25 protein-coding genes and 1 other RNA gene are annotated in these 24,840 nt (G+C 35.5%); 12 read left to right on the top strand and 14 right to left on the bottom strand.

What is annotated here, in order from left to right; genetic code table 11:
- Positions 1-189 precede the first annotated feature (189 nt).
- Positions 190-1,212 (bottom strand): GGDEF domain-containing protein, encoded by a 1,023-nt coding sequence (locus ACIQZA_RS19710; protein ID WP_400940366.1) that lies wholly within the window; start codon positions 1,210-1,212, stop codon positions 190-192.
- A gap of 986 nt (positions 1,213-2,198) precedes the next feature.
- Here ACIQZA_RS19710 and ACIQZA_RS19705 point away from each other — a divergent pair.
- From ACIQZA_RS19705 to ACIQZA_RS19690, 4 genes are all read left to right on the top strand, one after another.
- A complete protein-coding gene (locus ACIQZA_RS19705; protein WP_142509681.1) occupies positions 2,199-2,888 on the top strand; it encodes a response regulator transcription factor in 690 nt (229 codons plus the stop codon).
- Positions 2,885-3,865, top strand: a complete 981-nt coding sequence (locus ACIQZA_RS19700) for a sensor histidine kinase (RefSeq protein ID WP_402883505.1) — start codon at positions 2,885-2,887, stop codon at positions 3,863-3,865. The genes ACIQZA_RS19705 and ACIQZA_RS19700 overlap by 4 nt, the downstream gene beginning before the upstream one ends.
- Positions 3,866-3,981: 116 nt before the next feature.
- Positions 3,982-4,743: an ABC transporter ATP-binding protein gene (locus tag ACIQZA_RS19695; protein ID WP_400940358.1), complete on the top strand. Its 762-nt coding sequence runs from the start codon at positions 3,982-3,984 to the stop codon at positions 4,741-4,743.
- Positions 4,733-6,568 carry an FtsX-like permease family protein gene (locus ACIQZA_RS19690; RefSeq protein WP_402883507.1) on the top strand — a complete coding sequence of 612 codons (1,836 nt, stop codon included), beginning with the start codon at positions 4,733-4,735 and terminating at the stop codon, positions 6,566-6,568. Before ACIQZA_RS19695 ends, ACIQZA_RS19690 begins: the two co-directional genes overlap by 11 nt.
- Before the next feature lie 239 nt (positions 6,569-6,807).
- On the opposite strand, the gene ACIQZA_RS19685 is transcribed toward ACIQZA_RS19690, so the two are convergent.
- On the bottom strand, positions 6,808-7,248 hold the full coding sequence (locus ACIQZA_RS19685; RefSeq protein ID WP_400940353.1) for a hypothetical protein: 441 nt from the start codon (positions 7,246-7,248) through the stop codon (positions 6,808-6,810).
- 324 nt (positions 7,249-7,572) lie between these two features.
- On the opposite strand from ACIQZA_RS19685, the gene ACIQZA_RS19680 reads away from it, so the two are divergent.
- Entirely contained in the window at positions 7,573-8,211 is a 639-nt protein-coding gene (locus ACIQZA_RS19680; RefSeq protein WP_132363732.1) for a YfbR-like 5'-deoxynucleotidase, read from the top strand.
- 102 nt (positions 8,212-8,313) lie between these two features.
- The gene (locus ACIQZA_RS19675; RefSeq protein ID WP_402883510.1) at positions 8,314-8,826 is read left to right on the top strand and encodes a zf-HC2 domain-containing protein; all 513 of its coding nucleotides are present in this window, start codon (positions 8,314-8,316) and stop codon (positions 8,824-8,826) included.
- 265 nt (positions 8,827-9,091) lie between these two features.
- On the opposite strand, the gene ACIQZA_RS19670 is transcribed toward ACIQZA_RS19675, so the two are convergent.
- Positions 9,092-9,430 (bottom strand): zinc ribbon domain-containing protein YjdM, encoded by a 339-nt coding sequence (locus ACIQZA_RS19670; protein WP_402883511.1) that lies wholly within the window; start codon positions 9,428-9,430, stop codon positions 9,092-9,094.
- A gap of 246 nt (positions 9,431-9,676) precedes the next feature.
- On the opposite strand from ACIQZA_RS19670, the gene ssrS reads away from it, so the two are divergent.
- Positions 9,677-9,869: non-coding RNA, 6S RNA (gene ssrS / locus ACIQZA_RS19665), on the top strand.
- A gap of 228 nt (positions 9,870-10,097) precedes the next feature.
- Here ssrS and ACIQZA_RS19660 read toward each other — a convergent pair.
- A complete protein-coding gene (locus tag ACIQZA_RS19660; RefSeq protein WP_142509674.1) occupies positions 10,098-10,364 on the bottom strand; it encodes a hypothetical protein in 267 nt (88 codons plus the stop codon).
- Between the two features lie 112 nt (positions 10,365-10,476).
- A complete protein-coding gene (locus ACIQZA_RS19655) occupies positions 10,477-10,683 on the bottom strand; it encodes a transcription initiation factor TFIIIB (RefSeq protein ID WP_142509673.1) in 207 nt (68 codons plus the stop codon).
- 907 nt (positions 10,684-11,590) lie between these two features.
- Between ACIQZA_RS19655 and ACIQZA_RS19650 the strand changes: the two genes are divergently transcribed.
- The gene (locus ACIQZA_RS19650; protein WP_132363744.1) at positions 11,591-11,812 is read left to right on the top strand and encodes a TM2 domain-containing protein; all 222 of its coding nucleotides are present in this window, start codon (positions 11,591-11,593) and stop codon (positions 11,810-11,812) included.
- Between the two features lie 702 nt (positions 11,813-12,514).
- On the top strand, positions 12,515-12,763 hold the full coding sequence (locus tag ACIQZA_RS19645) for a DUF3923 family protein (protein ID WP_400940470.1): 249 nt from the start codon (positions 12,515-12,517) through the stop codon (positions 12,761-12,763).
- 194 nt (positions 12,764-12,957) lie between these two features.
- On the opposite strand, the gene ACIQZA_RS19640 is transcribed toward ACIQZA_RS19645, so the two are convergent.
- Both ACIQZA_RS19640 and ACIQZA_RS19635 read right to left on the bottom strand, forming a co-directional pair.
- Complete coding sequence (locus ACIQZA_RS19640; protein WP_142509670.1) at positions 12,958-14,136, bottom strand: NupC/NupG family nucleoside CNT transporter; 1,179 nt, start codon at positions 14,134-14,136, stop codon at positions 12,958-12,960.
- Between the two features lie 453 nt (positions 14,137-14,589).
- Positions 14,590-15,162: a tetratricopeptide repeat protein gene (locus ACIQZA_RS19635; RefSeq protein ID WP_400940341.1), complete on the bottom strand. Its 573-nt coding sequence runs from the start codon at positions 15,160-15,162 to the stop codon at positions 14,590-14,592.
- Positions 15,163-15,942: 780 nt separating this feature from the next.
- Here ACIQZA_RS19635 and ACIQZA_RS19630 point away from each other — a divergent pair.
- Both ACIQZA_RS19630 and ACIQZA_RS19625 read left to right on the top strand, forming a co-directional pair.
- Positions 15,943-17,073 carry a CamS family sex pheromone protein gene (locus ACIQZA_RS19630; RefSeq protein WP_142509668.1) on the top strand — a complete coding sequence of 377 codons (1,131 nt, stop codon included), beginning with the start codon at positions 15,943-15,945 and terminating at the stop codon, positions 17,071-17,073.
- 415 nt (positions 17,074-17,488) lie between these two features.
- The gene (locus tag ACIQZA_RS19625) at positions 17,489-17,944 is read left to right on the top strand and encodes a hypothetical protein (RefSeq protein WP_402883513.1); all 456 of its coding nucleotides are present in this window, start codon (positions 17,489-17,491) and stop codon (positions 17,942-17,944) included.
- Positions 17,945-18,111: 167 nt separating this feature from the next.
- Here the strand turns inward: ACIQZA_RS19625 and ACIQZA_RS19620 are convergent, their stop codons facing one another.
- From ACIQZA_RS19620 to ACIQZA_RS19605, 4 genes are all read right to left on the bottom strand, one after another.
- Positions 18,112-18,525 (bottom strand): VOC family protein, encoded by a 414-nt coding sequence (locus tag ACIQZA_RS19620; protein ID WP_400940337.1) that lies wholly within the window; start codon positions 18,523-18,525, stop codon positions 18,112-18,114.
- A 385-nt stretch (positions 18,526-18,910) separates the two neighbouring features.
- Positions 18,911-19,552 (bottom strand): 3-oxoacid CoA-transferase subunit B, encoded by a 642-nt coding sequence (locus ACIQZA_RS19615; RefSeq protein WP_400940335.1) that lies wholly within the window; start codon positions 19,550-19,552, stop codon positions 18,911-18,913.
- The gene (locus tag ACIQZA_RS19610; RefSeq protein ID WP_402883515.1) at positions 19,552-20,259 is read right to left on the bottom strand and encodes a CoA transferase subunit A; all 708 of its coding nucleotides are present in this window, start codon (positions 20,257-20,259) and stop codon (positions 19,552-19,554) included. The genes ACIQZA_RS19615 and ACIQZA_RS19610 overlap by 1 nt, the downstream gene beginning before the upstream one ends.
- A gap of 107 nt (positions 20,260-20,366) precedes the next feature.
- Complete coding sequence (locus ACIQZA_RS19605; RefSeq protein WP_400940330.1) at positions 20,367-21,245, bottom strand: LysR family transcriptional regulator; 879 nt, start codon at positions 21,243-21,245, stop codon at positions 20,367-20,369.
- A gap of 296 nt (positions 21,246-21,541) precedes the next feature.
- Here ACIQZA_RS19605 and ACIQZA_RS19600 point away from each other — a divergent pair, with 296 nt between their 5' ends.
- The gene (locus ACIQZA_RS19600) at positions 21,542-22,855 is read left to right on the top strand and encodes a short-chain fatty acid transporter (protein WP_400940328.1); all 1,314 of its coding nucleotides are present in this window, start codon (positions 21,542-21,544) and stop codon (positions 22,853-22,855) included.
- 524 nt (positions 22,856-23,379) lie between these two features.
- Here the strand turns inward: ACIQZA_RS19600 and ACIQZA_RS19595 are convergent.
- The 3 genes from ACIQZA_RS19595 to ACIQZA_RS19585 all read right to left on the bottom strand — a co-directional run bounded on the left by ACIQZA_RS19595 (position 23,380) and on the right by ACIQZA_RS19585 (position 24,805).
- Positions 23,380-23,601, bottom strand: coding sequence for a TM2 domain-containing protein (locus ACIQZA_RS19595; RefSeq protein ID WP_323656730.1), 222 nt, complete (start codon positions 23,599-23,601; stop codon positions 23,380-23,382).
- A 242-nt stretch (positions 23,602-23,843) separates the two neighbouring features.
- Positions 23,844-23,918: an NINE protein gene (locus ACIQZA_RS19590; protein ID WP_400941805.1), complete on the bottom strand. Its 75-nt coding sequence runs from the start codon at positions 23,916-23,918 to the stop codon at positions 23,844-23,846.
- Between the two features lie 248 nt (positions 23,919-24,166).
- Positions 24,167-24,805, bottom strand: a complete 639-nt coding sequence (locus ACIQZA_RS19585; protein ID WP_400941803.1) for a LysE family translocator — start codon at positions 24,803-24,805, stop codon at positions 24,167-24,169.
- Positions 24,806-24,840: the final 35 nt, after the last annotated feature.

Here is a 24,840-nt window from a genome sequence, read left to right as displayed (position 1 = left end):
GAAAAAACATTTGTAGCTGACGCTAAACATTTGTGCTGTCGTTTCGCTTTCACAGAGCAAAGCTTCCTGGGGGCGTCCGATGAGCCGCTTCACTCGCGTTGCTCGCTCTAGGGCCTCAGGCCAACACAAAGTTGGTCACAGGACATGATGGTTTTAGCCTTCGTTCCTCTATTGCTAATTGTGAAAGATTTATTTGATAATTTTTTCAGATAATTCTTCAACGACACAGATACAGTTCCTCCCTGACTGCTTCGCCTTATATAGTGCCTGATCAGCAATTGTAATGATCTGATTAGCCGTTTTAATATTAGCTGTAAATGATGTAATGCCGGCAGACATTGTAACAGGTCTTCCACATGCAGTATCTAACATGGCCTGCTTAATGCGCAAATTCTCCGCTACTTCTAAAGCTACGTCTATTGTCGTGGATGGCAATATCACCAAAAACTCTTCCCCACCATATCGAAAGCACATCCCTTGTCTCTCTATGTTCTCCTGCATATGACCTGCGAAAGCTTTTAAAACTTCATCCCCTACAGTATGACCATAAGTATCATTTATACTTTTAAAGTCATCTAAATCTATTAAAACTATTGAGTGTGGCACTTTATTGATAATTAACTCATTTAAAATTTGATCCATTCTTCTACGGTTGGGAATTCCTGTTAATGCGTCTAAGTTCAGTTGGTTAGTTAAATCAAATATTCTGTTTCCCGAACTAATAACCATGTTTTGCACTACTTTTTTTAATGAATGTGCTTCGTAATACCAGCCATTAATTTCTTCAAGTTTCTGTACTTCTTCTCTCTCTACACTAATAAAAAGCTGTTTTAAAGGTCGTGCAATTTTGAAAGCAAGCCATACAACTAATACAAGTACTGCGACTAACCATAATAGTAAAGGCATGAGTATACTTTTTATGAATGCGCTAAAAGAAACTACTCTTTCATCAAGTAACTTGTCAACCACTTGCACCATATAAGGTTCGATTGATTGATCTCGATTTGGTTCCCTCAGTTTCTCTTGTACGTAGCTCTCCGTGATTATTGAAACTTCCTTCACGTAATTTTCCTGCATGACAATTTTATTTTGCATAAGGATGTCGTTAAAATTTTGATAACCACTCCAAATACTAACACTAGAAGTCGCCAGTACTATCATTACCGTCATACTAACAATAACAAACGATAACTTTAACTTGAATTTACCCACAATAGATCATTTCTCCCATTGAGATTTTATTCCTTCATCATACGTCACGCCTCTTAAAAAAAACTTAAAAACGAATTACTATTTGCAAAAATATGTATTAAAATGTGCATTCTACTCTAGAAAGGAAATAGGACACTCGCCTCCCCCCTTTCAAAATCCCGCCATACCAACAACCCCTTTTCACTCGGTCATATTTTTATGAAAATATTGCTTTATAATTAATCGATAAAAAGATTTTTTGTTGATATGATGTGACACTCATTTTAGTTGGTTGTAGCGGAGAAAACGGCTCTCGCTTGCCCACAAAAGTAGCCTGCAGCGGAAATCAGCTTCCCCAATACTTTCTGATTGGTCTGAAAGTATCATTATGCCTCGGCACGAAGTTATGGCGTTGGGATTGATCTAGGTCTACGTAATACAAGTTTACGTCTAAAAGGATTGACGGACAGAGATGACAAATTAAAAGCATATTAAACGAAGGAACAACTGTCACCTTCCATATTCAAAAAAATAGTTGCTTACTATTAACAGAGCCATCACCTTCTCAATTGAGTTTTTGGTGGCTCTTCTCTATAATTTCAAGTTACAATTATTATATTGATGTAGATATTTTAAGACGTTTCCAAAAATAGGGGCAATATTTTTAAAGGTACACTATGTAGATAAGTGGATTGGAGTGGAGACTGGGCGACTCCTCGGGGATTAGCGTCACAGATGAGACCCTGGAGCGAGCGCAGTGAGTGAAGCGGCTCATCGGACGCCCCCAGGAAGCTCTGCGCGAAAGCGAAGCGGCAGCTACAAATGTTTTTTCTGTGCGAAAGCGAAGCGACAGCAACAAATGTTTTTTCTGTGCGAAAGCGAAGCGGCAGCAACAAAGCGCCCAGTCGGAACGGGAATCATCCCTACGTTATGGTGATGAGCTATATTTATGGATTTTTAAAAATTAGGGTACATTAATAGTATGTTATTAAAGAAAGGTCGATACTATGTACAAAATATACATAATAGAAGATGATCCCAATATTTTAAAGATTATTGTGGAGCATTTATCAAAATATCAATTTGAATGTTATACCGTTCAACAATTTAATCATATAGTAGAGGAATTTCAAGCTATTCAACCTCATCTCGTTGTAATGGACATTAACCTCCCAACCTATGATGGGTACTTTTGGTCGCGCAAAATCCGTCAGCTATCCAAATGCCCGATTATCATTGTATCTGCTCGCGTGAATGATATCGATCAAGTGCATGGGATTGAAAATGGTGCGGATGATTTTATCACTAAGCCCTTTTCACTAGATGTGCTTATGGCAAAAGTGAATGGGCTTATTCGTCGTACATACGGAGAATATGCTTCCTCCGAAACTAATTCAATATCCATTACTAATACAACGTTAAATTCAAATACCGTTCGACTTTACACTGAGAAACACGAGAGCTTGTTAACGTTAAAAGAGATGCAGCTTAGCAAATTATTATTTGAAGCTTATCCTAATGTTGTTCCTCGTCAAAAATTGTTAAGTGCCATTTGGGATGATGAATCCTTCGTTGAAGAAAACACTTTATCTGTTAATATTGGCCGATTACGCAAAAAATTCGAGGCTATCCAATCTAGACTAGAAATTAAAACAATTCGTGGACTTGGTTATCAATTAGTGGAGGCAGAAGAATGAAGCTGTTCTTTCGAGATCATGTAAGTGTCATCATTCTTTATTGTGTAAGCTTTCTATTATTACCTTGGATCATTTATTCATTAGATGATTTATCTTCACACTATTTTTATTTTATCTTTCTCGTTAGCTTCCTATTTACCATGTGGCTGATTGGCCGTTATTATCGCAGAAAAAAACTCTATGCTCATTTACAGAACAACACATTCACAAGCGATGACCTCCATCTGTATGAACCACAGGCTATGATTGAGCAAGCCTACAGTGAAAAACTACGACAAATGCAATATTTATACTTAACACAGCAGCAACATTTAGAGAGGCAAGGAAAAGAAAAACAGCTTGTTCTTTCACATTTTGTCCATCAAATGAAAACGCCATTGTCGGTTATTCAACTGATTATCCAATCTAACGCAAATAGCCCATCCGAGCATTTGCAAACAATTAATCTAGAATGCGATAAGCTGACATTTACCCTTAATCAGCTACTAACTTATGAACGCACGTCCAATCTTGTGGCTGATTTAAAAATAGAAGCACTCTCATTAAAAGATCTTATTAAGGAAGTTGTGAACGATTTAAAGGATTATTTCATTGCCAAAGAAGTTTTTCCAAAAGTGACGCTTGTTGAAAACACTATTATTTATTCAGATCGAAAATGGTTAAAAATTGTGCTTTATCAAATCATCAATAACGCCATTAAGTACGGCGAGACTGAAAGCTCTATTCAAATTATTTATGACGAAGCTACTTTACGAATTCAAAACTATGGAGATTCGATTCCGGAGAGTGAAATTTCACGTGTCTTTAATTTATTTTATACAGGTGTGAAAGGAAGAACGAGCGGTGAGGCAACAGGTATAGGCTTGTATTTAGTAAAAAAGATTTTAACTGAATTAGAACACCCTTTTACTTTACAGTCCCATGAGTGCGTCACTACCTTCTCCATAAATTTTTCAAATAGCGTAAAAAAATCATGATTGTAAGTTCGTAATATGACAACTTTGTCATATTGACGTCATTTATCTGAATAGGTAAAATGCTGCTCCTTCTTTATACTTAAGCTATTCAATCGAAGTAAGGGAGTTGTTCAAAGATGGGAAAATCAATCCTACAAGTGACCAATCTGCAAAAAGAATATATCGGAGAAATCACATATAAGGCATTGAATGGCATTGATTTCCAACTCGGTGAGAACGAATTCGTAGCCGTCATGGGGCCATCAGGAAGTGGGAAAACTACATTTTTAAATAGCATATCAACAATCGATCGCCCTACTGTTGGTGAAATTCTTATAAATGGTAGAAACCCATATTCATTAGATGATGAAGAGCTTGCAAAGTTCCGTCGTTCAGAATTAGGCTTTGTATTTCAAGATTTTAATCTTGTACACACATTAACGGTGAAAGAAAATATTTTATTACCGTTAACTTTAGATAGTTTACCTGCCGATAAAATGCAGCACCAACTTAAACATGTATCTCAATTTCTTGGAATTGAAGAGCTTCTGTCAAAACGAATTTACGAAATTTCTGGTGGGCAAAAACAACGTGTAGCTATTGCTCGTGCGGTTATTCACGAACCGAGCTTATTGTTGGCAGATGAGCCTACAGGAAATCTCGATTCAAAAGCAGTAAATGATGTTATGAACTTATTTAGTTCTATTCATACAGAACTGAAAACGTCCATTTTAATGGTGACACATGATCCTTATGTAGCAAGTTTCGCAAATCGTATTATATTCATTAAGGATGGTAAATTATATAACGAAATTCATCTTGGTCATAATCGCAAACAATTTTACCAGGAAATCATGGACACACTTGCTTTTTTAGGTGGTGGACAGCATGAGCTTTAATCATATCGTTATTCAAAATATTTTACGTGATAAATGGACTTACGTTTCGTATTTCCTTAGCAGTATGTTCTCTATCATTATTTTCTTTCTATTTTCAGTCATAGTATTTCATCCAAGTCTTACAAATTTAGATCCCGACTCAACACTCGGCCTTGCATTAATGTTAGCAAGTTTGCTCGTCTATTTGTTTTCGTTTATTTATATTGCCTATTCCATCATGGCCTTTTTAAAGAAGAAAACAAAAACACTAGGTATTTTTATGATTACTGGTGCATCCATGAAACAAATTCGTACGCTCGTTTTTCGTGAAAATATTCTTATCGGTGTATTGGCGATTATTACAGCAGTCATTCTTGGGCTTGTCATTTCGCCTCTCTTCTTAATGGGTGCCAAAGTTGTTTTAAATGCAGAAACTTTCGGTATGTATGTCCCTATTAAAGCAATCATGTTAACTATTGGTTTATTCCTTGTATTATTCATTGTTATTTCAAAAGTAATGACAAGATTTATTAATAAAGAAGCTTCCATTCAACTATTAAAAAGTGATGTTGCCATCGAGAAGTCGATAACACCACATTATCTTTTATTATTCATAAGTATTATGATTTCCATTGGTTTAGGTTATTTTTTAAATGCAGATTATGATATTGGCGGTAGTCTTTTCTATGTAGCTTTTTTCGTGAGTGTTCTTTGTACAATATATTTAATCATCTCACAAGGAATGCGCTTCCTGCTAAAGGCTTTTGAGAGATCGTCAGCCTATATGAAACAAACAAATATGCTACTTGCTTCTAATCTGAATGCAAAAATGAAATCACATGCAAATATGCTATTTTTAATCACTATTTTATTAAGCGGTGTATTTTTATGTACAAGCATTTTATTTAGTTCTTACTACAATGTTGAAAAGGATAGCGAGGCAAATTATCCATACAGTTTTCAGTATATTGCCGCTCCTAAGGCTAGTCCAAATAAAGTAGAAGCTGATATTGAAAATATTAAAAAACAATTATCCACAGTGGATTCACAAAATTATTTTATTGAATTTAAATCGAATGAAGAACGTAGTATTGGCTATATGTCAATTTCCGATTATAACTTGTTACACAATAAAAAGGTTAGCTTACGTGCAAATGAATTTATAGCAGTTGCCGGCAATCGTAAAACATTACCAATTACTAATGTAAGTGATGACAACTATCTAAAGCAATTTAAGCTTGTATCTGTAAATGAAAAAAATCTATTAACAACAGGTTTCCAACAAACGTATTTTATTGTGCCTGATGAAGTTTATAACAACATCAAATACCCTGTCTATAAAGCCTATTTATTTGAGTTAGACAATTGGACGGCACATACAGCGTTAGCAAAAAAAATTATAGAGGATTTCCCACATATATATGAGGAACGTTATGTAACTTCAAAAATCGAATTGTATGACGCAGAGTTGTTCACAAAAAGTGTTATGTTCTTTATCGGCTCTATGTTGAGCTTGATTTTCTTAAGTGCAGCTATGAGCATACTCTACTTCTATTTACAAACGACACTTCTTCAGGAAAAAGAAAAGTATGCAGGTATACGAAAACTTGGGCTATCTAAAAAAGAGTTATTCACTGTTGTTTCTAAAGAGTTGGCAATCCTTATATTTGTACCATTCGCGATAGCTATTACGATGTTATGCGCTACATTATTTGCCATGCGAACAATGGTTTCAGCAGCATTTTTACAAGTTTCAATGATGAGCTCTTTATGCTTCTTCGCCCTATTCTTCGTTAGTTTTATATTTATTCGCAAAAGTTATTTCAAACGTTTGCTTAGCAATTGATGAAAAAAATCCGCACTCCTCTCAGAGTGCGGATTTTCATAGTGTTGAAAAACAAAATTAAAGATAATCTTTGAGAATGTTGTGGCGCATTGAATGGGGGGAGTTCCGTTCCAGGTTACTCCTTTGGGATAAGTATCACAGATGAGACCCTGCAGCAACAATGTTTTATCTGTGCGACAGCGAAGCGACAGCTCAAAGGCCCAGTCGGAACGGACACGTTATGGTGATGAGCCAGCTTCTTACCAAAGTACAGGCTTTGCTACCATTAGCCATAACATAATTAGCAATAATAAAATGTACATCCATGCTTTGCGATGTAACAATGAAGCAAATTTTTGCTGGTCATAGGCAGGTGTATTAAATGTCTGTAAAGTCGGTTTGAACGCTCTTGCTAAAAAAACAATAGAGGCCAACATCACAAGAAATGTAAGAACAATCCACGAGGTACTCCAATGATAACCCGCATGCCACATTAATAAAACACCAGATGCAACAAGAACATGCCCCGAATGCTTGACGATCGTAATTGCTCCTTTAAAAGCCTCAATATATGGTGACATTTCAATATGAGATGCTGTACGCATTTTCTTAACAATTGTTAAAACAACGAACAAAGGCCCAATCGAAAGAATGGCACTTAAAATATGTATGTAAAGAAGAAGTGTATAAATCGACATCATGGTGCAAACTCCTTTTTATCTTTTTTCAGCAATTATTTTATGTAGCGAAAGCGAAGCGGCAGCTACAAATGTTTTATGTAACGTAAGTGAAACGGCAAATGTCTCCCACCTATATAAGTGGTGAGATAAATGCGGGTATAAGTTACTTAAATTATGCCGAGGCATAATTTATTCAGTCCCCCCTCATTATAGCACCAACATAAACGTGCTTTATCGTCAATTGTGAATCCTTTGTAAACGCAAAATGAATCATTGTTAAGTTGTTTGAAATTTGCACAAAGAGGGTATGGATTATAGTAACATGCACATATAGACCAAAAAGGAGTGATTTTTATAGGAATTCATCAATTTTTTACAAGCCTTAACGATCTAGAGCGTATTATTCGTTGCCCTGGTCGCTTCAAATTTGAAGAGCACAATGTGGCTGCTCACTCTTGGAAGGTATCGCAGTATGCGATGTTCTTCGCCACACTTGAAGAAATGAACGGAGCTACAATCAATTGGAAATCATTATATGAAAAAACCATTAACCACGACTTTGCTGAAGTATTTATCGGCGATATTAAAACACCGGTAAAGCATGCTAGCCCAGAGCTTAAACAAATGCTTGCACATGTGGAAGAAAAAATGATGGAGAAATTTATTATTGATGAGATTCCACAAGAGTTTCAGGCTGTCTTCTTTGAGCGTATGAAAGAAGGTAAGGATAAAACTATAGAGGGTCGCCTACTTGAATTTGCTGATAAGCTTGACCAATTCTACGAAGCCTTTGCTGAGTTAAAACGTGGAAACACAGATAAAGAATTTGTGCATATGTATCAATCAGCCCTTTCCAAGATTTTAACTATTCCTCTTGAAGCGTCAGTTCACTATTTCCGTACTGAGATTCTAAAGGATGCTGTGAAGGAAAAAACACATATTGATATTCAAGCTTTGACCAATGAAGTATTAACATCAAATTAATAGGGTGCATGTAAGTTTTCCGAACGAATTAACTCACGGAAGGCTTTTTTTATTTTCTCAAAAAAGTCGTATAATGGAAGGAGATCGATTGGAGGGAAGCTTTTGTCACAGAATTGTTCAATTGTAGAGGATTTATTACCTTTGTATAAAAAACAAGTGCTCCAAGCAACTACTGTAGAATTCGTCGAACAACATTTAACTACTTGTGAGCATTGTCAGCAGCTCGCTACTTCAAAGCAATCACTGGGCTATCATTTATTAATGAAAAGAACGATAACGCTTTTCCATCTTGTTTTTATCGTACTATCCTTTATGTTTGCTATTAACTCTTCCTTACTTGGCAATCAAACAAGCTTTGCTATATCTTACGCGATTTTCGGCTGTCTTACTTATTTCTTTTACAAAAATATTTGGATTGTTTTTGCCATCAGCTCGGTACCTGTTTTCGTATGGGCTATTATTAACAATATCAATAATTCACTCTATGTCACCCCCTACTCCTTAACGGAAATTGGTACGCTGTTAATTGGAGCTAGCTTTATAGCCATTTTACATACTATTTTTGCACTATTCGGTGCTGCTTTTGCAATTCTATTTCGTAGGTTTACAAAATAATGTTACACCAGTAGAAAAAAGTTGTCTCACTGCAACTGAGACAACTTCTCTTAACACCAATTATACCCATTCATAAGTTCAACATCCCCTGCATTTCATTAGATATACCTTCTAGACAGCCATGTTACAGCAGCGCCATACATCCACCGGAGGCTTTACTTTTATTCAGTCGGTGATTAGACACCTACTAAATAAAAAAGAGTCGATTTTGAATAGCTTCCAAACCTAGTTGGAATGCCCCATTTCACGACTCTTTTTTCAGTAATTATGCCTTTTTTACGAACTCTGACTTTAATTTCATGGCACCAAAGCCATCGATTTTACAATCAATATTGTGATCGCCTTCAACGAGACGAATGCTTTTCACCTTTGTCCCAATTTTTAGCGTCGAAGAACTACCTTTAACCTTTAAATCCTTAATAATTGTAACAGAATCACCGTCTGCAAGTAGATTGCCATTAGCATCCTTTACGATTAACGCATCTGTCTCCTGTTCCGTGACATCAGTGCTCCACTCATGTGCACATTCTGGACATACAAAGTTTGTTCCGTCCTCATATGTGTATTCAGAATTACATTTTGGACAATTTGGATAAGCTGCCATTTCTGCTTCCTCCTTTGACTTTATTACTAGGTAAACCCTATATATTCTCCTATCTTTACATACTTAGCCCTATTAAGTAAAGAATGTTCGTATTTTTCGTTCGTATTTGTGAAAACTATTTGAATCTGTTAAAAGCTTTTGGAGATATTTCACTCTGGATATTCATGAATTGGGACACTCGCCCATTGACTTTTTTGTACAAACCATCTTACTTGCAAGTTTGTTTAACATGCCTTATTATATCCTTAAAGGCTGCATTGTTCGTATAATATTAAGTTTTAACCTTTAAGCTGTAAAAGGGAGTTTTATTATTGGAGTTGGAATGACGGGCCTCACACTAAGGTGCATGAGGATAAGCAGGAAAGCTTCTGCGAACACCCACTTTGAGGAGTGGTGGTTTAAAACTTTCTATAATAACTACGGCATACGCGGCTTTTTAATTTAATCATACAGCCACAAGGCTTTGAAGCATTTCTCCCATAGTGAAAACTATGGGAGATTTTTTGTTTGGGCAATAACTTTGGGAGAAAGTTGGGAGAGATAAGTTTTCTATAGTTTTCATTCTATGGTTTAGGATCTATCATGGTACCACAAAAGCTAGAACATCAACCAAATCAACAAAGGAAAAATAAAATACATTAGTCAAGAAAAACAATATTTATTACTTCTATTCGTTAATATTAAGTATCTTGTAATAAGCAAAAATGATGGTGGAGATACCAATCCCAAAAAGGATACTTCCAGCAGCTAAGAAATTATTTGTATAACCCTCAATTACAATTAGGTATTGAGAAGTGTCCATCCCACCTTGTGTAACTATCCGATATTCAGCAAGTGATAATCCAATATCAACACTGAAAAATAGCAATATGAAACCAATTGCAGTTATTACAGAACCTAAAGAAACTAAACCTTTTAATTTATTTTTTGTCATTACTCTTCCTCCTTTCTATTCTTTCACTAAACTCCCCCGTTTGTACAAGAAGAAAAAAGATGCTCCGCTGCAACACCTTGTTTAACTCTGGCACCCGTTACTTAAAAAACATCTAAAGTGTCCCCTTAAATTTCTCTGGTTTTTCTACATAACTTTCAATTATAAGTCCACATTCAGTACAAATAATATATTCAACATCATACCCAAAGCTTAACTTATTAGATGGATACATAACTGAATAACTACTATGTTGATGACCTTTCCCCAATTCTTTTCCACCACATTTAGGACATTCTGTTACTTTCGTAGTATGTTTCATTTGTAAACCTCCACTTTGGTTTTATATAAATATTATTACGGTGTTCCTTATGTAATTATGAATGAACAATAATTTGCTTTCATCTTGTTCAACTAAACTGCATCGTTAGTTGAAGAATGACAGTCATTTAGAAAACAACAGCTAAAAATTAAAGCTCTTTAAATTTATTTGTACTTCTCCCAAATAAATCTCCCAGCTTTTTTCTGTGGGAGATTTTTGGGAGAGTAAATAAAATATCTCATTAAAAATTGTGTGATTCAAATAACTCATATAATAAAAACCTTCTAAATCTGGTCTAAATCCTTTGATTTTTATCATTTTCACAGCAAACTTCTTCTTTGAGGAGTGGTGGTTTAAAACTTTCTATACTAACTACGGCATACGCGGCTTTTTAATTTTAATCATATAGCCACAAGGCTTTGAAGTACCTCCCTCATAAGTAAAAACTATGGGGGATTTTTTGTAGTGGGGAAAAAATGGAGAAGTTGTTGGGAGAATTGATATTCTACCGTTTTTCTCTCATACAAGAAAAAGTAAATCCATTATAAAGCACATTTGTTTTTTTTCATTTTATTAGAATTCATCATTAAGTAATCCTTGCATTGTCATTATACTTGCTACTTTAGATAACACTTCACCGATTGCTTCATAGTTCCTAACCCATCATCCTTTTTTCTTTTTCATTTGATCCTTCTACCCTTTATTACACTTAAACTCCTTATAATAGGAAATATTTTCTTCATGATAAAAAAGGTTATAAAACCTACCTAATAAACAGCAATGAATAACACTCTGGTTAACTATGGTTGGCACTTATTTCAAGTGGAGAAAAACATAAAAGAATGATAGACTTTTGAATGGAAATGTAGTTAATTATTACTACATAAAAGAAAGGTGATTGATAAATATGCAACAACAAACTTCTGAAAAAAACTATATAGTAATGATTTTACTATGTTTCTTTTTAGGTGGCCTAGGAATACATCGCTTCTACGTAGGTAAAATTGGTACTGGTATTTTAATGATTATAACTTTTGGTGGACTAGGTATTTGGGCATTGATCGATTTAATTATGATTATTGTCGGCAAATTCAAAGATAAAGAAGGAAAAGAAATAAAACCTTCTTAACAATAGAAAGGCGTTGGTTAACTACGGTTAGCTGGCGCTTTTTTGAATAGAGAAATGTTGTTTATGTCAAGGAGGGTTGATATGCGCCCTATGTGTTTTTGTGGCCCCTGTTTGCCCTTGCTTGGAATGAAGCTTGTGGGTACGCTACCATTACACACACGTATCTATTTCACCTTGCAACTCCAGTTCTAAATAGCGTTTCCTTAATTCAATTTGTTCAGTGAACCCTCTTATCCTTATATTAGCGCCTGTTTTCTTTTTTCATACCATTCCTGTAGTATATAAGACTTCCACGTTTCCATTAATGTCGATATTACGTTATTGCTCCCAAAAGTTTAAAAAAGATAGCTAATATCGGTTGTGTACTTTTTTGTTCATTTAATCAGTTTTTTTGTATATAAGTTAATCAGTCTTAAGGCTGAGAAGTGACACCGCCTAAAGTTTGTTTCCAGCAAAAAGGAAAAGTGTTACAATAAAAAAACATTAACCGGAGCATTAAGATTCATCACCAGAAGTCGGGATTACGCGCATTGCTTTTAAAATGCTCATTGATCTACGTTCCAACTGGGTGATTCCTTCGTGACCAACATCCTGTTTCTCCAAAGTGGCACATTGGACACCTCACCCAAAAGGAGATTAAATCTAAGTTAGGGTAGTGAACTATAAACAATTACGAATTGAAGAAGGTGTTTATATTTGAGTATGAAAATATGGTGGGCTTTAAACATTGTATGGCTATTCATTTTTGCTGCTGGGGCCATATTTATTGGCGTAAGAGAAGTTGATTTTGCAGGGGTAGTTCAAACTCCGGAAGTTAGAATGGTCTCATTCATTATTTTGGGTATTTTATTTTTATTTGTTGTACTATTTCAACTAATGCTACTCATCTTTATTCATTTTGTTCGAAAAGGTACAACCAATACTTCAACAAAAACAAAAAGGCTATCTTAATCAAGATGGGCTTTGTCGTTTTCTAGGTCACTTTAATAAAGTGGCTTTTTTATTTGTACTAATGTAAATCCCCTTCTACTCTTCACCTAAACTGTACCTTAGCCATCTATGAAGTGCAAAATCCACGTATTGTGGTCATAAAAAAACTGCACTCCAATAGATAGAGTGCAGTCAGCTGCTTCTTTTTTTCTAAATTAAATAACGAAACCAACAATTGTAGCGGTTAAGATACTAACAAGTGTAGCTCCATACAACAACTTTAAGCCAAAACGAGCAACTACATTCCCTTGCTTTTCATTCAAACCTTTTACTGCGCCGGCAATAATACCGATAGATGAAAAGTTTGCAAAGGATACAAGAAAGACTGAAATAATAGCCAATGTATGCGCACTCATAGACTTAGCTACTTCTCCAAGGCTAATCATTGCAACAAATTCATTCGTTACTAATTTTGTTGCCATAATTCCTCCAGCAGTAATAGCATCTGCCCAAGGTATACCCATTAGGAAAGCAATTGGTGCAAAGATATAACCTAAAATTTCTTGGAAAGATATACCAAAAATCATATCAAATAGTGAATTGATTAAATCCATTAAAGCTACGAAACCGATCAGCATAGCGCCAACAATGATGGCTACTTTAAATCCATCCATGATATATTCTCCAAGCATTTGGAAGAACGATTGCTTTTGTTCATCTATCTTTAAAATATCTTCGCCTGCTTCTACTGTATACGGATTAATGATTGAAACAATAATAAAACCGCCAAACAAGTTCAAGACAATCGCCGTTACAACATATTTCGGTTCAATCATCGTCATATATGCTCCAACAACTGACATAGAAACAGTCGACATTGCTGATGCGCATAATGTATACATTCGCTGTGGACTAATCTTATCTAATTGTTTTTTAACAGTAATGAATACTTCAGATTGACCTACCATTGCAGAAGCAACAGCATTATAGGATTCCAATTTCCCCATTCCACTTACTTTACTTAAAAGTAAACCTATCCCTTTCATGATGAGAGGAAGAATTTTAAAATGCTGTAAGATCCCTATCAATACAGATATAAAAACAATAGGTAATAACACATTTAGGAAGAAGGAATACTCTCCTTCATTCGCTAAACCACCAAAAACAAAAGTTATGCCCGTACTTGCGTAAGCCAATAAATGATCAAATACTTTTGTAAATCCTTTGATTAGAACATAACCAACCTTTGTATTTAGCAGTATAGCTGCAAATACAAATTGGATGATAAGCATAATAATTATGTTTTTATATTTTATTTCTTTTTTGTTTTTACTCATTAACAGAGCTAAACCAAAAACAAGTAACAATCCACAAATGGATATTAAGTATCTCATGAGTTCCTCCATAAATATATTGATAATTTTTGTGCGTTTGATATCCGAAACTACAAATCCTTCTTTCACTCATTATGTTCCATTATTGAAACTTGAATAACAGCTATAGATCTTATAACTGAAAATATGTAGTTAGTCAGACGTCAGACAAATCACTTCACTATACATTGTTTTCACTAGCAATTCAATAGTTAAAAGAAAAAAACTCACGAAAAGTGTATACGCTTACAAAATTATCGTTTTATACAAAAAAGACCATCATATATATGATGGTCTCTGCATGCAACAAATTTTTGTAATCTTCATTCAAATTTTACTGACTTTAATGAACTTATAAGCATCCATCACTGTCCTTAAATCTGTCGAATTATTTTACACGGAAATACCAATCATCCATAACCTAAGTGACCATTAAACCACCCATCACCTATGGGAATTTTTAATAATTATTCATTAGCATTTCAATTTCTTTATAAAATTTAATGCTTGTTGTGTAGATTCAATAAGAGATACATCACCTTTAATTCCCCTTAACTTTAATGCTTCTTTAAAGCATTTTTCTGCCTCAGCAATTTCCCCTAATTCTAACAAACACTTACCTTTATGTTGTATGGCGAAGTCCAAATATAACAAATTATTTTTTGCCTTACATTTATCTAAAACTTCGTTGAAGATCCCTAATGCTTTCATTGGATTACCGTTATATTTTATTGCCTCTCCAAGACGTATTAATGACACGGTTTCTCGATTGCTGTTATTCTGATTGCTAGCAATAGTAACGCATTCAGTTAAAATGTTAACAGCTTTTTGTGGTTCCCCGTAAATTCTATATAAATTCCCCAGCGTCCCCATTAGAAAATATTCCTCATCTTCATTCGAAATATTCGCCAGTAAATTTTCAGCAATATCTATTATTTCTTTTAATCTACAAGGATTAGAAGTTTTTTCGCGAAGATACTCATTGCTATCAAAATAAATTATTTCGTTTATTGTCAAAAGACAGTTTTTAAACTCCGGAAAATTCATTTTATCAATACCTCCAATTTATTAAAAAATTAAAGCAGTGGCGTAGGGCGAATTTTGATTTTATGACGTACGAAATAAATATCGGTTTTTTCTTTATATACTTTTACCAGAATCAAACTTAAAATGTAAATATAAGGTTCATCGCCAAAAGTTATGGATGACTTTTGTTTAAACGTCTACTATGTAAAAGGTTGATTGGAGTGGAGACTGGGCGACTCCTCGGGGATCAGCAATAGAGGAACGAAGGCTAAAAGCATCACATCCTGTGATAACGCCTTCGTGACCAACATCGTGTTGGCCCGAGACCCTGCAGCGCAGCGGATGTTTTCTGTGCGAAAGCGTAGTGTTAACGTAGCGGCAGCACCAAATGTTTTCTGTAGCGAAAGCGAAGCGGCAGCTACAAATGTTTTGACTGTGCGAAAGCGTAGCGACAGCAACACCAAAAGCGGCTCATCGGACGCCCCCAGGAAGCTTTGCTCTGTGCGAAAGCGAAGCGGCAGCAACAAAGCGCCCAGTCGGAACGGAAATCAACCACACGTTTTGGTGATGATCCAAATATAAAGTTTCGTTACCAAAAGTTATAGAATAGGCACTTTTTGGGGTTTGTGTCACAGACGAGACTCTGCAGCGCAGCGAGGCGGCCACGTTATTGTGATGAATTCATTTTTATAGGAATACTTTTAAGATTTAACGGAACAATTTCAGTTTTAAATTAGCCAAACTGAAATTAGCGTAACTTTTGAAACGCGATTACATAAGAATCAGTAAGGAGTATTTTAAATGAAAATAAAGAAGAGTATGTTGTTTTTTATATCACCACTATTTCTTTTAGCTTCTTGTAGTGATGATGATCCAGTTATTAAAAAGGATGAGAAAATGTATGCATCATCAATACAACAAAAGGAAATATATGAAATTAAACAACCTGCAAAATCTAATGTTTCAAGAGGGTTGATACTTAGTAATATGAACAATTCATTAAATGTCAGTGAAATTGAAAAAGGATTAATGGATTTATCAGTCAATTACTTTCCTACAAAGAAGTTTTATATGCAGGAAGGTCAATATTTAGATGGTAAAATTATAAATAAATGGTTAGATAGAAAATCAAAAGAAGGTTTTGGATTAAACCCACCTATTAAAAAAAGTACTGGAGATGTTTTAGAGGATGAGAAAAATAATCCTAAAATATTATCTCATGTCTTAGAACAAAATTTCGTTAACAAAGAAAGTGGAAAAGTAGAAGGAATGTCTTTAGCCATATCCTTAAATGAATTTTATGACATTAGAGTACATGATGATAAGGGCTTAACTTATACAGATCAAGTTAAAGTCGATACGAACGAAGATAAGGTTAATGACGTAGAAAAATACGGTAAGGAAATAGCCGGAACTATAATAAAAAACATAAGAAATAATAATAAAGTACCCAATGTACCTATTTATTTAACTTTATATCAAGAATCCAATAAAAATGATATCATTCCAGGAATATTTTTAGCTCAAACATTTATTCCTGAAGGCGAGGATAAAATAGATAAATGGGCTGGGATAGATATAAAAAATTATACATTCCCTTCAGATTCACTTTATAGTTTAGACAAAGATACTTATAGTAAATTATTAATTTTCAAAGAAGATATCCAAGAAGGCTTTAAACATATAAATCCTAAAATAGTTGGTAAACTCCGATATGAAAACGGGAATTTAACCGAGTTAAAAATAGAAGTTAATGCGCCTTTAATAAATGATACTGAATTGATAGGTCTTTTACAGTTAATTAGCACCAAATTGAATACTATTTTATTTGATTATATTCCTATTTCTATTCGTATTATAGATCAAAATCAAGATATCGGGATTGTCCTCTGGGATCCAACTGAAAAACAGATTTATGCAGCTCCATTATAATTTAATTTCTTTCAACGGGTGTACAAAAATCCGCTGAAATAGAGGAACTCAATCTAAAAACGCCACATCCTGTGGCAATTTATCTGTGCGAAAGCGAAGCGACAGCAAAGGCTTTTCTCTGTGCGAAAGCGGAGCGACAGCAACAAGGCTTTTCTCTGTGCGAAAGCGGAGCGACAGCAACAAGGCTTTTTTCTGTGCGAAAGCGGAGCGACAGCAACAATGTCTGAGTGAACTTCTTGTTGCTACTATATTAGCACTACGCTTTCGCGCAAAAAACTTCTGCAAGCCTGAGCCAAAGCCAATTCCCGAAGCTATTTTGTAGGGGCATAATTTGGATTTTTTATTACCTTCCTTCTTTTTGTATAATTCACCTCCATTTTGCGCATATATGGTAGTAACAAGGGAGGTTATTACATTGAAGAAATTATTTTATTTGTTTTTACTAACCACACTACTATTATCCGCTTGCGGGAAAAATACCGCTCCAAAGGAGGTTGCAGTCGATAAAAATACTTCCGTTGAAGATATAGTAAGAGCTATCGTTAAAAACAAATTCACTGTTGAAGAAAAGAATGGTATCGTTTCAATCTCTATACAGGACAATGATGTGAAAAAAGGTATGAAAAATCAAATGCTGAAGGATTCCACTAAAATATTTGCAGAGCTATCTAAGCTTCAAAATGTTAAAACTCCAGCTATTAGTTGGTATGCCCCATTAACAGGATCTAAAGGGGGCAAATCTATGACTGAGCTTTTAAATATTTACTTTAGTGAAGAAGATTTTAAAAAGACTAATTGGGCAAACTATACTCAGTTAAATATCGAATCCATTGCTACTCATTATCACCAAGATGCTTCTTTAGGACAATAGAATATTCCAACATCAAGATACCCCTCTGCGTATAACAAAGGGGTATCTTTTTACTATTTACTTATTGCTTCAGAAAAATTTTTTACATGATGCCCTTTTCCATCTTTCGATATCAAATGCTGTATCCATATACCACATAGGGTATGTAAATGTAGGCTCATACCGATTTAAATCCCCCCTGTGTTCATCAATACGAGACGCCAGCCATCGGGATCTTCAATTGTGACACCTTTTTCGGCCCAATATGGATTTTCTGGCTCTACCTCAGGGTAACCCATTTGCAATAAGCGTTCAGCAATAAGCTGTATGGTGGAACGTTTTGGAATATATAATACGAGCAAATTATCCTTTGTTGGCGCTGGGCAAGGACTTCCTTCAGTATGCTCTATAAATTCTAAATGATAGCTAGCATTCGGAAGACCAATCATGATACCGGTGTAGCCTCGATGTCCTGAAAAAGAGCCGATTTTTTCTAACCCTACGCCTTCACAATAAAATTCTTCAATTTCCTTTAATTTATCAGTTGGCCGTGCAACGCGTACCTGTGCTACCTGTAATTCATCTGACCATTGTTGTCTCATAGTTATTTTTCTCCTTTTCAATCATTGTATAATTGCAAAATAGAGCTAGAGAACCGCCAATAGTCTGAAAAATAACAATCAACCTTCACTCTCTTCAGAAATACTCGCGATATTGGTTGAAATACTCGCGAAGAGGCAATATTGCTGAAGTGATTGACTCTCCTAATGAAAAATAACCAGCTCTATGAAAGAACTGGTTACATTCAATCACTTTCCCCCGCATTAACGGGCAGTAATTGCGTATCGAAAGAGAAGCGTCAGGTACACCCTCGAGATTAATCGGAAGCAAAATAGTTATGAGAGGTTAACTGCCCGGAAACGCCCGATTGGTGAAGACTAATAATCAGTCGGGATGAAGAAAATCCCCACTGATTAAAGTTTCACTTTACCCTATTATGGCGACATTAAAGGAAGCAGCTGTCTTTTCTTTTACTTCCTCTAAAGTAACACCCTCTGCTAATTCGATAAGCTGCATCCCTTCATCGGTAAAATCGAAAACAGCCATATCTGTAATTAATCTATGCACAACGCCCTTTCCTGTTAATGGTAGCTCACATTGTTTTTTTATTTTTGACTCACCGTTTTTATTGACATGCTCCATTACAACGACTACTCTTTTTGCCCCGACTACAAGGTCCATGGCGCCTCCCATACCTTTTACCATTTTCCCTGGGATCATCCAGTTCGCAAGGTCACCCGTTTCAGATACTTCCATGCCACCTAAAATAGCAAGATCAATATGACCGCCACGAATCATGGCAAATGATTCGGCACTATCGAAGAAGGAAGCGCCTGGAACAGCTGTTACCGTTTCTTTACCTGCATTAATTAAATCAGGATCGACTGCGTCTTCTACTGGGTATGGACCAATGCCAAGAAGACCATTTTCTGATTGTAATAGAACGTCATAATCAGACGGAATTGCATTGGCCACTAGCGTTGGGATACCAATACCTAAATTGACGTTCATGCCGTTTTGTATTTCTTTTACCGCTCTATTTACGATTTTTTGTCTTGTATCAGCCATCACGCATCCCCCTTTTTCACCGTCAAACGCTCGATACGCTTCTCATAATTGCCACCTAGTAAAATGCGTTGCACGAATACACCCGGAGTATGAATATGATCCGGATCTAACTCTCCTACTTCAACAATTTCCTCTACTTCTGCAATCGTAATTTTTCCTGCCATTGCAGCTAGAGGATTAAAGTTACGCGATGTTTTTCTGAAAACTAAATTTCCTAGCTTGTCTGCCTTCCATGCTTTGACAAGGGCAAAATCTGCAACAATACCTTTTTCTAAAATATATTCCTTGCCATCAAAAACCTTTACATCTTTTCCCTCAGCAATAGGTGTTCCAACACCAGTAGCCGTGTAAAAGCCCGGAATTCCAGCTCCGCCAGCTCGCATACGTTCTGCCAATGTACCTTGTGGTGTCAATTCTACTTCAAGCTCTCCGCTTAAAAACTGCTGTTCAAAAATTTTATTTTCACCTACATAGGATGCAATCATTTTTTTGATTTGTTTATTTGCCAATAAAAGCCCTAAACCCCAATCATCCACACCACAGTTATTGCTTACAACTGTTAAGTCCTTCGTTCCCCTTTGGACTAGTGCCGCAATTGATTTCTCAGGGATACCACATAGCCCAAAGCCCCCTACAGCTAATGTACCCCCATCTTTAATATCAGCGACGGCTTCCTCAAACGAATCCCACACTTTCCCCTTCCCCATATCGAAACCTCCTAAAATTGCTCAGTTATTAAGAAAAATTCTACCTCAATACTATTTTATAAGTAAAGGAATAAATTAGAATATTATTTATTCTAAAAGTGCATAAATCAATTTTCAGAACGTATTGTATTGAGTAGCTGCTTTAAGGCAAAAGATTGATATGTATTCTTCTTCGTAATAACACCTAAACGCCATGGCATGTCAAAATTAAGTAACGGAATAATTTTGACATTTTTATTCGTGTGCTTTGCGGCTATTGAATATGGTAAAAGTGTCACCCCTAAATTTGAGGAAACTAGTTCCACTATTAAATCCCATTGCGAGCTTTTATAGCCGATTATTGGTGTAAATCCTGCGCTTTTACATGATTTTATAACATAATCATGCAGTGTGAATTCCTCTGTGAAGATAATGAATGATTCATTTTTTAAATCTTGTAATAGAATATGTTCTTGCCGAGCCAATGGATGGGACTCATTAATAAAGACAAAAAATTGGTCCTCCACAAATGATTGGATAGTAAATTTCCTTTCGTCTGTAGGTATGACAACAATCCCCATATCAACATCGCCATTTTCTACTAATGTTCCGATCATTTTAGCTCCACGTTCCACAAGCTCTAAATGCACCTTTGGATATTGCTTATGAAACTTTCGCGCGATTTCAGGGAAAAATAGTGTGCCAATTAATGGTGGTATCCCTAATTTAATCGTACCTGTTTCGATGTTCGATAAATCATCCAATAATATATGTAAATCGTGTACAGAACGTATTATTTTTTGTCCTTGTTTATAGACGATACTACCTGCGTCTGTTAACTCTATATTGCGTGTAGATCGGTTTAATAACTCTACATGAAGAGCATTCTCCAACTTTCTAATGCTTTTGCTTAATGAAGGTTGTGATACAAAGGATTCATTAGCTGCCTTTGTAAAGCTCCTATGTTCAACGACAGTCATAAATGCTTGTAAATCTCGCAACTCCATATACATACCCCCATTTATTCTAATTTGTTATAAAAAATATTCCCAAAACCCCTATGTAGTAATAAATTCTCCTCATTCTCTACTAATCCTTCTTCTTAAAAATAAGTAGATCAATACAATAGCACTAAGGCTTTGTTATGATTTCAATAGTATTTAATTAAGCAATAACAACCGCGACTTTATTTCTACATTACGTTCAGTTTATCGTACTTAATACCGATTTTATCTTCCTTAATTCATATTTCTATGTACAATTAGCAATAAGGGATGGCAGAAAAGGAAGGGGGAATTCTAACATGAAAACGTTAACAAGAATTTCAAATGCTATTATGGAAAAATATTTACCTGATCCATATATATTTGTCACTATACTCACAGTATTGACGTTATTATTAGGGGTTACATTAACAGATTCTTCTCCGCTCGATATGGTGATCTATTGGGGAGATGGTTTTTGGAAACTATTAGAGTTTACAATGCAAATGGTGATTGTCTTGGCTGCAGGTCACATTTTGGCGAATAGCCCAGTCTTTAAAAAGGGATTAGCAGCCATTGCAAGTAAAATAAAAACACCAGGTATGGCAATTATCATTATTACATTCGTATCACTATTAGCGTGCTGGATTAACTGGGGATTCGGACTTGTCATTGGTGCCCTTTTCGCAAAGGAAATTGCTCGTCATGTTAAAAAGGTAGATTATCGCTTATTAATTGCTAGTGCCTACTCAGGCTTTGTAATTTGGCATGGGGGATTAGCTGGCTCAATTCCGTTATCCATTGCGACTGAAGGTCATAAATTCGCTGACATTATGGGGATCATACCAACAAATGTTACACTTTTTTCAACATATAACTTATTTATAGTCATCGTTATCGTCTTCACTTTACCATTGTTTAATCGTTGGATGATGCCAAAGGAAGAAGATACGGTTGTGGTTAACCCTGCTTTATTAGTTGAAGAAAAAACAGAGTTACCTAAGCCCGAAAACAACTTTGCCAGCCGCTCTGAACGTAGTTATATTTTAACGATTTTACTTGCTATTATCGGACTTGTTTATTTAGTACATCATTTTATGACGAAAGGCTTTGTTCTTGATTTAAATGTGATTAATACAATTTTTATTGTATTAGGGATCATTTTCCACGGGACACCACAGCGTTTCCTTGCTGCTGCACAAGATGCCATTAAAACAACAACAGGCATCGTTTTTCAATTCCCGTTTTATGCAGGGATTATGGGCATGATGACCGCTTCTGGTTTAGCTGCCGTATTCTCAGAATGGTTCGTTAATATTTCCAATGAACATACATTCTATTTGTTTACATTTTTCTCAGCGGGACTTGTTAACTTCTTTATACCGTCAGGCGGTGGACAATGGGCAGTACAAGCTCCTATTATGTTAGATGCTGCAACCACTTTAGGTGCCGACTACGCTAAAACTGCTATGGCAATCGCGTGGGGTGATGCTTGGACGAATATGATTCAACCGTTCTGGGCACTACCAGCCCTTGCAATCGCTGGCTTAAAAGCTAGGGATATAATGGGCTTTTGTTTATTCGTTTTAATCTTTACAGGCATTATTATTAGCATCGGCTTCCTTTTCTTCTAACTAAATATAGAGTTTTAAACTTCACGGGATGTATATCCGTGAAGTTTTTTTATTTACCCTCAGAGCGTAATAGACTTAAGGGTTTCATTTAGCCGTAAAAAAAAGCCCGATTTAGTTATCAAGACCTGAATTGAAAAAAATTAATAACTCAAAGGACATAACATATTTTATATGACTACTATGTTATGTCCTTTTTATTCCACTAACGCACTCGTTAGCAAGATGCTGTTAGTGGTAATGTTGCACCAATCAACTCGTGTTCCTGATTGCGGATTCGTTCACAACAAAGTGAGGAAAGAAGTGTATCGACCAACTTAAGAACAATTCAAATGTATCAACCGCAAACACGAAGCTAACACTGACTTAAATGCAGCCCGCAACCTTGCAAGAGGTATATAAGGAGCCACAGGTGACACATAGGGCGCATATCAGCCCTCCCGGACATCTACGATTTATTAAACAATATTTCTCCATTAAAAAAAGCGCTAGGTAACCGCAGTTAACCAACGCCTTATTCATTATTGTTAAGAAGGTTTTATTTCCAGTCCTTCTTTATCTTTGAATTTGCCGACAATAATCATAATTAAATCAATCAATGTCCAGATACCTAGCCCACCCAAAGTTATAATCATTAAAATACCAGTACCTATTTTACCTGCGTAGAAGCGATGTATTCCTAGACTACCTAAAAAGAAACATAGTAAAATCATTGCTATATAGTTTTTTTCCGAAGTTTGTTGTTGCATTTTTATCAATCACCTTTCTTTTGCGTGGAAAGAATTTACTTCATTTCCATACAGAAGTCTATCATTCTTTTACGTTTTTCTCAACACCTTAATCTATCTTTTACGACTATGCCAATCAATCCTAGTTGACCAGCCCCTTATGCATTACTGTTTATTATGTAGATCTTATGTGATTTTGCCGATAACACTCATAAACAAATTGATTAATACCCAGGTACCCAAGCCTTCTAAAGTTACAATCATTAATATATTCGTATTATCATTCCAGCGTAGAAGCGGTGTGCTCCGAAATAACCTAGAAAGAAGCAAAGTAACATCGTTACTATCTAACTTCTATCTGATGTGTAATCCATTTTTCTATCGCACGAGTTACACAAAAGAAGGGACGGGGTTTCTCTATGAGAACTTCTTGTACCCTCACCCCTAAAAAATATTTAACGCTCGGTCTAAAGACCTCACTACGCCTCCCGCTATGGGCTACATCAAATCTAATATATATAAGAAAAGAGGATATATGCTCTTATATTGAACATAATATCCTTTTATCAGTTTAGTCTATTTAACCTTAGTGGGCTTTCTCTAATGCTAGCTTAATGCCAAAACCAATTAGTACTGCACCTGTCAATCCTTCGATAATCGTTTTCGTCGTTGGCTTTTTCATAAATGCGCTAATTTTATCCAACAAGTAAACATAAAACACAAACCAAAATCCCGTTAATGCAGTATAAATAAGCCCCATTATAAGAAACGGCATAAATGTACCGCTTTTGCCATCTACAAACTGAGGTAAAAATGTTAGAAAAAATATAGCCACCTTTGGGTTTGTAACGTTCGTTAAGAAGCCTTGTTTAAAGCATGATTGCTCTGAATATTTATGTTCAATTTGGGTTTCGTCTTGTACAACTGGAGACTGTGTACGTATTAATCGTAATGCCCATAAAGTTTTAATACCTAAATAGCATAAATAAACCGCGCCGACGTATTTTAAAATGGTAAATACATATGCTGACTTTACAATAATCGCCGAAAGTCCAATAACCGCTGCAAAAGTATGGATCAATAATCCACAGCACGAACCGAGTAAAGTCTGTAAACCTCCCTTTCTGCTTACGGTAAGTGTATTTTTTGTTGCAATGGCGGTATCCGGACCAGGCAAAATAATTAATAAAATGCACATTAATAAAAACACAGATATGTTCACCACTTTAATGACCTCCCTCCTTAGTCAGAAAATTATAA

Origin of the sequence: Lysinibacillus sp. NPDC096382 (genome assembly GCF_044762845.1) — a bacterium.
Classification (GTDB): domain Bacteria; phylum Bacillota; class Bacilli; order Bacillales_A; family Planococcaceae; genus Lysinibacillus.
Note: the sequence above shows the minus strand (reverse complement) of the source record. Positions and strands in the feature narration are given on the sequence as shown.